Genomic DNA, 12,350 nt, shown 5'->3' on the forward strand with positions numbered 1-12,350 from the left:
TGTAATAATGCTTCTTGATCTTCTTTTGTGCGTAATGGTGGATTCATTTTAAAGCGACCATGATTTTCTGTTATATCTTCATCACAAAGAAATAAATGATGCGGGGTCACTTCTCCACTAACATTACAGCCATCTCTTTTAGCTTGTCTAAGAGCTTCCACGGTTTCTTTTGTAGAAATATGGCATATATGATATTGACAACCTGTTTCTTTCGCAAGTTTTAAATCACGCCTAACTTGAGCATACTCAGATTCACTAGATATTCCAATTAATCCAAATTCTTCTGCTTTTTTACTGGCATGAATACTTCCTCCAGGTATTAATAGTGATTCATCTTCACAATGGGCTAGAATTACTGCATTGTTTTTCTCGCATTGAATCATTGCTTCTCTCATCATGGATTCTTCTTGCACACCTTTACCATCATCTGAAAAGAGAAATGTTTCTTCAATGCATGTATCAAAATCTACAAGTTCACCTATACCTTTTTGTTCTTTCGTAATTGAGCCAACTGGAATAATATGAACTACGCCATTTTGCTCAAAACGCTTTGTAAGTGATTGTAGATGTTCTAAACTATCTGGTGCTGGTTTTACATTAGGCATTGCAAATACGGTTGTATAGCCCCCTTTAGCTGCTGCCTTCGTTCCTGTCTCTATTGTTTCCTTGTATTCAAATCCTGGTTCTCTTAAATGAACATGAGGGTCAATGAATCCAGGAAAAACATGAAGTCCTGAACAATCAATAATCTCATCAACTTCATCTAAATCTATTTTATCCGCAATTGTAATATTGCCTAAATCATCAATTAAAAAATCCTTTTCTTGAAACTGTCCTTGAAAATAAATTGTTCCATTTTGAAATATTCTTGTCATTAGTACCTCCAAAATAAAAACCTTCAAAACATGTGTTCGAAGGTCATCATAAAAATAGTTCAGTTGTGATTTCTTCGAAACGTCACGCATTTCATTAAAGCCATTGACATTATATCACATACAATCATTTTGAATAGTAATTTCTTTACTTTTTCATAAATTCTTCAATTAAATGTATAAATGCCGTGGTATTACTTGTATAACTTTTTGGTGTGAAATTTTCACTCTTCTTCACATAATCACCTAACTCATCTAACTCCTTACAATAGATGAGAAATCCTTGTTCATCAAAACTCTCTAATATTTGTGTTTGGTGATCATTATGATGTTCACCATATTGTGCTAATCTTGCGACACCTATTATTTTCTTTCCTGCTTTAAGTGCAGTCATAATTGTACCTACACCACCATGTGTAATAATAAGTTCAGCTTCACTTAATAAAGTTGCAAATGCATCCCTGTCAATATAATCAAAGATTTCCATATTCTTTGATTCATATTTTGTAAACCCAGCTTGCACAATTACTTTGTCTTGAATAATTCCTGCATCAATTTGGGTATCTATTGCTTGTAGTAAGCGTACAAAACTCTTGTCTTGTGTTCCTAGTGTAACTAATATCATTAGTAAATCCACCCCCCATAAACTGCATTCGGATATATTTCCAACATACTTTCCCATTGTACAATAAACAAATCTGCAATTGGATAAATCATTTTCCCTGCCTGAGTTGGAGTTTTAGAATTCGCAAAAGTTTCAATATAAATCACTTTCTTTTTAAACATATGAGCTATTTTACACATCGGCACTGCCGTATGTGTTCCTGTAGTAATAATATAGTCTGGTCTTATCTTAATAAATAAAATAAATGATTTTAAAATATTATATGAAAATATAAATAAATAAGAGAATAAATGTTGTTTTGTTCCATACACAAGTGTAGTAAAGCGTTTCCCATATTTATCTTTCAATGATTTATTCGATGAAGTATTTTCCGTAATAATTGTACTGTCATATCGTTCAAACATCGGTGCTAATTGCATTAGCTCTGTTAAGTGTCCGCCTGTACTTGAAATAAAAATAATCTTTTTCATAAACTCTCCTTTATTATGCAAAGAAAAAGTGTGAATTTCATTCACACTCTTATTTTAACTTATTTCAAACTATTTTTCACTAGTTCAAGAACATCTTCCATAGTTTCGCTAGCAAGTGCTTTGTTTGCAAGTTCTTCCATGTCTTTTTTACTTAATGAACGAATCATTTTACGAGCACGTAAGATACTTGAAGCACTCATTGAGAATTCATCAAGTCCAAGTCCTAGTAATACTGGAGCAGCTAATTCATCACCAGCCATTTCTCCACACATACCACACCATTTACCTTCTTTATGAGCTCCATCAATAGCCATTTTAATTAAACGCAATAGTGATGGGTTCATTGGTTGGTATAGATATGAAACTTTTTCACTCATTCTATCAGCAGCCATTGAGTATTGAACCAAGTCATTAGTACCAATTGAGAAGAAGTCAGCTTCTTTTGCGAATTGATCAGCTAATACTGCAGCAGCTGGAATTTCTACCATGATTCCTACTTCAATCTTATCACCAATTTTTACGCCTTCAGAAACAAGTTTTTCTTTTTCTTCATTAAACAATGCTTTAGCAGCTCTAAATTCTTTTAAAGTCGCAATCATTGGGAACATGATACATAAATGTCCATAAGCACTTGCACGGATAAGTGCACGTAATTGTGTTCTAAAGATATCTGTACGGTCTAAGCAAAGACGAATCGCACGGTATCCTAAGAATGGATTCATTTCTTCTGGGAATGTAAAATAGCTTAATTTCTTATCGCCACCAATATCTAATGTACGAATAACTACTTTTTTACCATTCATTGCTTCAAGAACAGTTTTATATGCTTCAAATTGTTCATCTTCTGTTGGGAAGTTATCTGAATCCATATATAAGAATTCTGTACGATATAATCCTACACCTTCTCCACCATTCGCAAGAACACCTTCAACATCTTTTGGAGTTCCAATGTTTCCTGCAAGTTCAACTTGATGTCCATCAGTTGTAATACTTTCTTCATTTACCAATACTTTTAAAGCTTCTTTATCAGCAAGGTGTTTTTCACGTTTCGCTGTGAATTCTTTAATTTGTTCATCTGATGGATTTAGAATAACTACACCATCAATTGCGTCGAGAATTAATAAATCACCTTGTTTTGCTTGATGCATAATTTCACTACATCCCACAACTGCTGGAATTTCCAAACTTCTTGCCATAATTGCTGAGTGAGAAGTTCTTCCTCCAATTGCAGTTGCAAAACCTAATGTATATTTCTTATTTAATTGTGCTGTGTCAGAAGGTGTTAAATCTTCTGCAACGATAACAACTTCTTCATTAATCGTTGTTAAATCAGGAATAATCGCTCCTGCTAAATTACATTGTAAGCGGAAAGTTACATCCTTTACATCGGCAGCTCTTTCTTTAAAATATGCATCATCCATACTTTCAAACATACCAACCATCATGTTAGCTACTTGTTCAGTTGCATATTCTGCATTTACGCCATCATTCTTAATCATTTCTTCGATTTGGCCTTTTAATTCAGGGTCATTCGCCATCATTAAGTGAGCGTCGAAAATTGCTAATTCTTCTTCAGATAAATTACCAGCTGCTTTTGCTTTAATAATTTCAATATCAGCTACAGTCTTTTCAAAAGCTTTTTCTAATTTCGCAATTTCGTCATTAGAAGCACATTGTACTCTTTCAATTTTTAATTCAGGTTGTTGCAATTTATAAACCTTCGCAATAGCTACACCTGATGATGCTGCAATACCTTTTAACATAGATGTCCCTCCTTAAATTGTGTGATGATCAATACATCTCACTAGTTCTTCAACAGTGTTGAGATCATGTAATTCTTCATCAAAAAAAGTAATTCCAAAATATTCTTCTAATGTTAACGCAAAATCTACAATTTCAAATGAATCTAATCCTAGATCTTCAAATGTAGTGTCTTGATGAATTTCACCCGTTATACTCATCGTTTGGCTTAGAAGCGTTTTTAGTTTATCAAAAGTTTCCATGTCACACCTCACGGTGATTTTATCATTTTTTAGATATTAAGACAATCAATAAATTCGATTATCGCAAGCTTTTTCAATCGGTAAAAACTACTCTTAGAATAATAATCTAAGTACCAATCATGTTGCTTGTAAGTGAAATATTCATTTTTAATTATCATTTGTGTATTTTTACTACATGCCTCTAAAGATATCTCAATCATTTGCAAAACTGCTAAATCGCCTTTATATTGTGCTGATTCTTCATTAATTCCTTGAAATTTATAGATTTGAACCCGTCGTGAGGACTTTAGGTAACATTCTGAAAGTTTTTCAAGAATCAACTTTTTATCCTCAAATTGTAGCTCTTTTGACAACATTCACTTTACCTCCATTATATATTTATACGTTATGAATTCTTATTTTTCATTAATTTCTCGTTTTTGTAGAGTTCATTCATCATCTTTTCATAGTTCAACTTTGGGGATGACATTCTTCTAAATATAAAGTAGAATATTGAGGAGCAGGAGGTATTTATGACTGAACAATCTACGACACTATCAATCAAACGTATAATAATAACTGTGTGTTACTTTTTAATAGTTCCTATCGTAACACCATTACTCAATATGATTATCAACAATGAATTAGTTTCTTATACATTTGCAGTAAATCTATCTGGATTATTAATTCTTATTCAAAACTGGGATCTACTTGCATTACATGCGAAACGCTTAAAGGAAGATGTGAAAGAAGCAATATTCTTCTTCATTGTTGGAATAATACTCATTACTGGTTTATTTTATTTAAATAGTTTATATCTACATGCCTTTGTTCCAATTATCAATATCGAACAAGCGCAACCTTTCTCACTATTTAATGGTATATTTTTTCTAGCACATTCCTTTGTTTTTGCATTAATTTATGTTGTAACATTTAAATGTGTAACTGATCGTTTGAAATTAAAGCATGCAGAAATTGTAGTTATCTTATTATCTGGATTTCTGTTTGCTCTCATATTTACAATTACTTATATTCCATTTGATTTAATTGCTTGGTTAAAGGGTTACTTGTTCTATTTTGTTATTACTTTAGTCATATCTTATTTATACAATCAAACACGATCATTTCTACCTGGTATGATTGGTTTAGCAGTAGCACTCTTCGTTATTAATTTATTAACCTATCTTCATATTTTACTATAAAAGAAAAAAGTGGCTCACTTACTAGTGAACCGCTTTTATTATTCAGTTTCAATCAAGCCATATCCGCCTTTTTCACGACGATATACAACACTCACTGTTTCTGATTCATTATCTGTATAAATAAAGAAACTATGGCCTAACATTTCCATTCTAAGAATTGCTTCATCCAAATCCATTACTTCAGCTTTGATTGTTTTAGTTTTAACTGGAACATCTTTTTTGCTTAAAGTTTCGATATCCTCTTCAATAAAAGCCATTGCTAATTTATCTTTGTGTTTTCTTGATAATCTTGTTTTTTGACGACGAATTTGATCTTCTAATTTATCAATAGCTAAGTCGATTGCTGCATATAAATCTTCATGCTCTACTTCTGCACGCAAGATTCCAACTTTACTAGGAATTGTCACCTCTATCTTTTGTGTTGTTGGGTGAACTTTCACGACAACACGAGCAATTGTGTCTTCATCAATTAAGAGATACTTATCAAGGAATGACAACTTATTTTCAATCTTAGTTCTCATACCTTCCGTGATACTGACATTTTGACCAACGATTTCAAATCTCATAAAATGATCCTCCTTTTTATACTTTTATTATATATGAAAAAAGGTGTCTTTTAAATAAGAACACCTTAAAGTTCAGTTAATTATCACTTTTCTTAAGCAATGATTTTAACCAGTTAAACACGACCACCATCGCATATGTATCCATACTACAGTATGCAGATAAATGTTCACGAATTTCATCTGGATCAACTTCATCAATTTCTTTATCTAGCAATCGCCATTGGAATACCGCATCCATACCTTGATGAATGTCTAAATCATGATATCCTGTTTGATTTTCCATAAAAGACATGATTACTTTCAATGAGTAATAACCACGCATTCTTACATCATAAACAGTACCTAACGCAAATGGAAAAGATAAATCCATCATTCGTGTATAGAGATCCATTAAGTTTTTAGCATACTGTGGAAATTGTGCAGCCATTTCCTTTAATCTAATTTTCTCAGCACCCTCCGCATTGAATGCGATAAGTGTTCCCGTCGAAGTAATATCACTAATTAAATTTTCTACAAGTTTCAATCGACAATCTTTTGTACCAAGATATTCTTTATGTTCAATTTCACCATCTTCATGCAAAATATGAATTGAATATTCAAACGGTAATACATCATATGGCTTCATTCCTTTATATGGAGGAATCGCATAAGTTTCCCATTCAAAATCCAAGAAAGTAATTGGCATTTTTATTTTTTTCATCCATGTACGCAATGAAATTTCATCAACATAAAGACCTCCCATTTTACTAGCCATAATTTGGGCATATTGTTGACGAGAGCCTTCTATTTTTTCTGGAATTGCATCTTTTAATGAATCTACTCCATCTTCAAACATTTCATATTTATATTGTGACGAAACAAGTGTCAAGATTGAATCGTTTGGAATTTGAGCTTCATCAGGAAAACAGGTTTCATAAAAACGACATTTATTCTTTTTCGTACATTTATTTTGTCGTGTACATTCTACATTATCTAATTTGAGTACTTCATCCATATTATTTAATGTTTCTTCTAAATTACGCATTCTTTTTTGAATTGTCTCTTTGATTTCCTTGCTTGGATTACCTTTGTCATTATAAAACATTGATGTAATTTTAAATAACTCTTGTGCTGATAATTTATCACCTCGCACATAATTTTCATCAAAATGTAAGACTCTAAATTCACCTAATGGTATCTTATTCATCTTTAGCACCCAAGTGCTTGCGCAATAAAAATTCATGTCATCGTCTTTTGGACGATTTCCACAAAACAAAAAGTAAACATCCCAAACATCACCATTACGGTGTAAAAATGGTATTTTAACTCTAAGTTGTTTATACTCAAAACGACCCTTTACAATCCAATCCATTTCTTTCATAGCGTCTAGTGTCTTTTGAGGATCATCACCTCGTGTTCCCAAAAAGTGTTCCTTTATTTCTAATTTTTCGCAAGCAAGTGTAGTAACCGCCTCATCTAATCTTACATAGGAGTTAAATGGAAGTGCTTCTTCACGTTCGCTCAACCAAAACAATTTGGGACAACGAAGGTATTTTTTTACATCTGAAATATGATACATAACATCACCTTTGTCTATTATACAATAAAAGCGGTAAATTTACCGCTTTTGTTTAAATACAGAAATTTCCGTTTTTGAAGATTTCTACTTCAATGCCTTCATGCGTTTGTCCCATAATACTCATATCTTGACTTCCAAACATGAAATCTGAGTGTACCATAGATACATTACAATCATGAGCAAGTAGCTCTTCTTTATTCATTTTTTCGCCATCTTTCATATTGTTTGGATAAGCAGCTCCTAATGCCAAGTGACATGAAGCATTCTCATCAAACAATGTGTTGAAAAATAAAATATTCATATTTGAAATTGGCGATTCATGTGAAATAAGTGCAACTTCTCCTAAATATGATGAATTTTCATCAACTTCGAGAAGATTCTTAAGAGCTTCCTCTTCTTTATCCGCATGATATTCAACAACTTTTCCGTTTTCAAAACGGAGCCAGAAGTTTTCAATTAGTTTTCCTTGATAATTCAATGGTTTAGTCGCAACAACTTTTCCATTTACACCTGTTCTTTTTGGCATTGTGAATGTTTCTTCTGTTGGCATATTTGGGTTAAATAGTATGCCTGATTGTGTTAAATCACAGCCTCCAGCCCAAATATGATTATTCGCAAGTTCTACAATTAAGTCAGTTCCTAAACCATTTTTGAAGTGCAATGACTTAAAGTTATAATTGTTTAATAACTCATTGTGTTTACGTAGCTCTTCATTGTGTTCATCCCATTCTTTTACAGGATCATTATCATTTGAAATACGTACAGACTTGTAGATAGCTTCCCACAATGCTTTTACTGCATCATCACCTTTTAAATCTGGGAATATAATTTCTGCCCATTCTTTATTTGGTACGGCAATAATACACCATTGGCCGACATTAGCCATTGTGTAATAACGATAAGGTTCCATCGCTTTTGACATTTCTTTATTTACTTCACGTAATTTTATTGGGTCAATATCTTTCAAATTACCTGGAATATCACTGACAATTTTTAAAAATGCACTCTTATTGTCAATTGAATCTTTATGTTGATCAACACGCCATTGACTAACTTTTTTTAATATTTCTGTTTCAACATTTTCATAGTGTAATTTTGATAGTTTATCATCTGACCAAATAACATCTACTTTTGAAGCACCTGCTAAGTATGCTTCTTCTGTACAATATCGAACAAGTTCAACTGTTTCAACTGGCGCATTTATTACTAAAGGCTGACCTTTTTGAATATTTACCCCTTGTCTAATTGCTAACTTCGCATACTTTTTAAGTCTTAAATCCATTTTCTTCCTTCTTTCTTCTATAGCCCGTTTGAAATTGGTAACATTGCAGCACCCATAATTCCTGGCTCTGAACATTCTGCTTCTGTGAAAATTACTTCACGCATACCTGGATGTACAAAAGATTTAAATTTTTCAATCATTTTAGGCATCCATACAGCTTTTGATTTCATTACCCCTCCACCTAAGACAAAAATATGAGGGTCTGTAACTAATGCTACATGGCTAAACATGATTGCAAGATCTGTTGTCATTTGATCAACAAGTTTAATAGCTTCTTCATCACCTTGTTCATATAAATCAAATACATCTTTTGCACTTTGTACTTTTTCACCAAAAACTGCTTGGCCTTTTCTAATTAATGCACGTCCACTTGCTTCGCTCTCACTAGCACCTGGATTTAAATTATTAAATGGGGCGCGATAAGGATCAACAATAAGGTTACCTACTTCACCTGCATAACCATTTTTACCTGATACAAGTTTACCATTTACGATTAATGCTCCACCAATTCCTGTTGAAATTGTTGTGTAATATACAATTGGAAATAATTTACCAGCACCGATAATTGCTTCTGCAAGACCTGCGCAGTTTGCATCATTATCTAAAAATGTAGGAATCCCTGTAGCTTCTTCAATTTTTGCAGCCATAGGAAAATCTGTGAATCCATTTAAGTTACTTGATAATTTCATTACTTTATTTACTGTATCCACTGGGCCTGGTACTCCAATCCCAATACCAACACAATCCTTGTATCCATCTAGTTGTTCAATTAATGAAATAATATTTGAAACTACTTTTTCTGGTCCTTCCATTCCATATGAAGGACTTTTCAATTCTTGTAAAACTTCTCCTTGTTCAGTGACTTTAGCGACACGAACATTTGTACCCCCTAAATCGATACCAATTACTGTTTTCATTATTTTCTCCTTTAATAACTTTTTGTTCTTGCCTTATATTATAGAGTTTCTTACTAAAAAAGAAAAGGCTTACACCTTCTCTTTTTCTACTTTTCCATAGAAATCATGAGTTTTAATACGATTAATCGTCACTGGTACAAAAGTTCCAAATTTTATTGGCTCATCACTCTTGAATATTACTTCTCCATCAATTCCATCTGGAGCACTGAATACACTACGTCCACGATAGAATCCGGTAAGACCATCTTGCTTTTCAACAAGTACTTCTAGTGTTTGTCCAATCAAATTTTGATTCTTACCTTCAACAATTTCCTCTTGAAGTTTCATTATTGCTTCATAACGTTTTTCCTTAACTTCTTGCGGTACATCATCTTCCATTTCATAAGAGGATGTATCTTCTTCCTTCGAATAAGTAAAACCACCTAAACGATCCCACTTAATATCTTTCATAAATTCAAGATTAAGTTTCACATCTTCTTCTGTTTCAGAAGGAAAACCAACAATCATTGTTGTACGTAACACTGGAAGTGCAAAAGTTTCTTTAATTTTATTTGCAAGTTTTACAATACTTTCTGCACTGCCCCTACGATTCATTAGTTGAAGCATACGATCTGATCCATGTTGTACTGGAATATCAAAGTAAGGTAATACTTTATCAAGCTTTGCCATTCCCTCTATTAATTCATCATCAATCTCATCAGGATACATGTAAAGCACCCTAATCCAATGCAAGCCTTCAATCTCATTACAAGCTTTCAATAAGTCCAATAAACGACGTTTACCATAGTTATCTAAGCCATAACGTGTTGTATCTTGCGCAATTAAATTCAATTCCTTTACACCACGAGCAGCAAGTTCCTTCGCTTGATTTACTAACATATCAAAATCAAAACTACGATAACCTCCACGAATTAATGGAATTGCACAATATGAACAACGATTATCACATCCATCTGCAATTTTCAAATACGCCATCCAAGGTTTACCCGTAAGTACTTGCGGACATTTACCATAATCATTCGCAATCTTTTCACCTAAAACATTTGTAAGGATAGTACCTAATTGTTGATATTCTTTTAATGTAATAAAACAATCAACTTCTGGCAACTCTTTAATCAAATCTTCACGATATCTTTCTGCCAAGCAACCCATCACAATCAATTTCTTACAGTTTTTTGTTTTATATTCAGCCATTTCAAGAATTGTATTAATTCCTTCTTCTTTAGCTGGATCAATAAATCCACATGTATTGACGATAATTGCATCCGCTTCATTTAAATTGTATGTAATTTCTTGATTAGACTGTTGAAGTAAACCAATCAAGTTTTCTGTGTCTACCAAGTTTTTACAACATCCTAACGATATAATTCCTATTTTCATAACTACCAACTTTCCGGTCATATTGTAACATAAACAATACTATATTTGGAGAATTGCGCACATTTTTCTTCAACTGTCTTCCAAAATAGTCTATAATAAAACACAAATGTGAGGAACGCTTATGAAATTAATATTACCTGAAAACTATGATCCTATACTTACAGTAAGAGAAACGCAAGATGCTATTAAATATATCCGTGATACATTTCAAAAAGAATTGGGTAAAGTTCTTGGATTATCACGTATTTCAGCACCTCTTTTTGTAGAAAAGAGTTCTGGATTAAATGATAATTTGAATGGCATTGAACGTCCAGTAAGTTTTGACATGAAAGAATTACCGAATGATGAGATTGAAGTTGTTCAATCCCTTGCGAAATGGAAACGTTTGGCACTTAAAAAATATGATTTTGAAGTACATGAAGGTTTATATACAAACATGAATGCAATCCGCCGTGATGAAGAAGTTGATAATACACATTCTTGTTATGTTGATCAATGGGATTGGGAAAAAATAATTACAAAAGAAGAACGCACAGAAGAAGTACTTAAACAAACTGTGCAAGATATTTTCAAAGTAATCAAACACATGGAACATGAAGTTTGGTATAAATATCCTCAAGCTGTAAACCATCTTCCAAATAAAATCCACTTTATAACTTCACAAGAATTAGAAGATAAATATCCTGAACTTTCACCAAAAGAACGTGAAAATGCAATTTCTAAAGAATTAGGTTGTGTATTTATCATGAAGATTGGTGAAAAATTAAAAAGTGGTAATCCCCATGATGGACGTGCCCCTGACTATGATGATTGGAATCTAAACGGAGATATCTTCTTTTGGCATGAAACGCTACAATGTGGTTTAGAAATCTCAAGTATGGGAATTCGTGTTGATGAAGAATCAATTCAATCACAATGCGAAAAGGCTAACTGTATCGAAAGATTATCCCTTCCTTATCATAAAATGATTGTGAATAAAGAATTACCTTACACTATTGGTGGAGGTATCGGTCAATCTAGATTATGCATGTTATTATTAAACAAAGCACATGTAGGAGAAGTTCAGGCAAGTATATGGCCTCAAGAAATGATTGAGACGTGTTTAGCGCATAAAATTCATATCTTATAAAACCATATGGGTTAAATGTAGTGAATCCAATTAAAGTTTGATTAAATAGTTACAAGGATTGATTTCTGACTTATACAGAAGTTAATACTTTTAATTTTTTTGTTATAACTAGATATCGTTTAAACTTTTCTTACACTTAAAAAGGATGCTATTTACATCCCTTCATATGTCCATTCCCTTTGCATTTTCCTTGAATCTCAGTTAGCTCATTCATACTGCATTTTTCTAACTCATCAAAGGTATAGGTATCATCACTTTCTAAAATGTTTTCAATTCTTGTATATTTACCTACTCCCATATTTTTTTGTCTTGCTTTGTCAAACGTTTCTTTATCAACGTACTGCATATTGCAACTTTCATTACGCAT

The 12,350-nt window shown here is 32.6% G+C and carries 14 protein-coding genes; 2 read left to right on the forward strand and 12 right to left on the reverse strand.

Translation table 11 applies throughout. The features are described from left to right. The 6 genes from RSB60_RS08270 to RSB60_RS08295 all read right to left on the reverse strand — a co-directional run. The coding region (locus RSB60_RS08270) for a dihydroorotase (protein ID WP_332615694.1) at positions 1–875 on the reverse strand (875 nt) is incomplete at its 3' end. Positions 876–1,020: 145 nt separating this feature from the next. Further along, a complete protein-coding gene (pssE, locus tag RSB60_RS08275; RefSeq protein WP_323380734.1) occupies positions 1,021–1,497 on the reverse strand; it encodes a PssE/Cps14G family polysaccharide biosynthesis glycosyltransferase in 477 nt (158 codons plus the stop codon). Beyond that, positions 1,497–1,967 carry a PssD/Cps14F family polysaccharide biosynthesis glycosyltransferase gene (pssD, locus tag RSB60_RS08280; RefSeq protein ID WP_332615696.1) on the reverse strand — a complete coding sequence of 157 codons (471 nt, stop codon included), beginning with the start codon at positions 1,965–1,967 and terminating at the stop codon, positions 1,497–1,499. Before pssD ends, pssE begins: the two co-directional genes overlap by 1 nt. Before the next feature lie 59 nt (positions 1,968–2,026). Next, positions 2,027–3,730, reverse strand: a complete 1,704-nt coding sequence (ptsP, locus tag RSB60_RS08285; RefSeq protein ID WP_323380736.1) for a phosphoenolpyruvate--protein phosphotransferase — start codon at positions 3,728–3,730, stop codon at positions 2,027–2,029. A 12-nt stretch (positions 3,731–3,742) separates the two neighbouring features. Next, a complete protein-coding gene (locus RSB60_RS08290) occupies positions 3,743–3,970 on the reverse strand; it encodes an acyl carrier protein (protein WP_323380737.1) in 228 nt (75 codons plus the stop codon). A gap of 29 nt (positions 3,971–3,999) precedes the next feature. Continuing rightward, positions 4,000–4,326, reverse strand: a complete 327-nt coding sequence (locus RSB60_RS08295) for an MG284/MPN403 family protein (RefSeq protein WP_323380738.1) — start codon at positions 4,324–4,326, stop codon at positions 4,000–4,002. Between the two features lie 156 nt (positions 4,327–4,482). On the opposite strand from RSB60_RS08295, the gene RSB60_RS08300 reads away from it, so the two are divergent. Continuing rightward, the gene (locus RSB60_RS08300) at positions 4,483–5,151 is read left to right on the forward strand and encodes a hypothetical protein (protein ID WP_332516170.1); all 669 of its coding nucleotides are present in this window, start codon (positions 4,483–4,485) and stop codon (positions 5,149–5,151) included. Between the two features lie 38 nt (positions 5,152–5,189). On the opposite strand, the gene hpf is transcribed toward RSB60_RS08300, so the two are convergent. The 5 genes from hpf to rimO form a co-directional block, all read right to left on the reverse strand. Beyond that, positions 5,190–5,717, reverse strand: coding sequence for a ribosome hibernation-promoting factor, HPF/YfiA family (gene hpf, locus RSB60_RS08305; protein WP_332615699.1), 528 nt, complete (start codon positions 5,715–5,717; stop codon positions 5,190–5,192). 76 nt (positions 5,718–5,793) lie between these two features. Continuing rightward, positions 5,794–7,275: a DUF2779 domain-containing protein gene (locus tag RSB60_RS08310; RefSeq protein WP_332615701.1), complete on the reverse strand. Its 1,482-nt coding sequence runs from the start codon at positions 7,273–7,275 to the stop codon at positions 5,794–5,796. Positions 7,276–7,327: 52 nt separating this feature from the next. Then, entirely contained in the window at positions 7,328–8,557 is a 1,230-nt protein-coding gene (locus RSB60_RS08315) for an aminopeptidase (RefSeq protein ID WP_323380742.1), read from the reverse strand. Between the two features lie 17 nt (positions 8,558–8,574). Next, positions 8,575–9,474, reverse strand: a complete 900-nt coding sequence (locus tag RSB60_RS08320; protein ID WP_332615703.1) for an ROK family protein — start codon at positions 9,472–9,474, stop codon at positions 8,575–8,577. Between the two features lie 69 nt (positions 9,475–9,543). Next, positions 9,544–10,854, reverse strand: coding sequence for a 30S ribosomal protein S12 methylthiotransferase RimO (gene rimO, locus RSB60_RS08325; RefSeq protein ID WP_332615705.1), 1,311 nt, complete (start codon positions 10,852–10,854; stop codon positions 9,544–9,546). Between the two features lie 121 nt (positions 10,855–10,975). Between rimO and asnA the strand changes: the two genes are divergently transcribed. After that, complete coding sequence (asnA, locus tag RSB60_RS08330; RefSeq protein WP_332516171.1) at positions 10,976–11,983, forward strand: aspartate--ammonia ligase; 1,008 nt, start codon at positions 10,976–10,978, stop codon at positions 11,981–11,983. Between the two features lie 148 nt (positions 11,984–12,131). Here the strand turns inward: asnA and RSB60_RS08335 are convergent. After that, a partial coding sequence (locus tag RSB60_RS08335) for a hypothetical protein (RefSeq protein WP_332615707.1) occupies positions 12,132–12,350 on the reverse strand: 219 nt, incomplete at its 5' end.

This window comes from Anaerorhabdus sp., from assembly GCF_036657415.1.
GTDB lineage: Bacteria > Bacillota_I > Bacilli_A > Erysipelotrichales > Erysipelotrichaceae > Anaerorhabdus.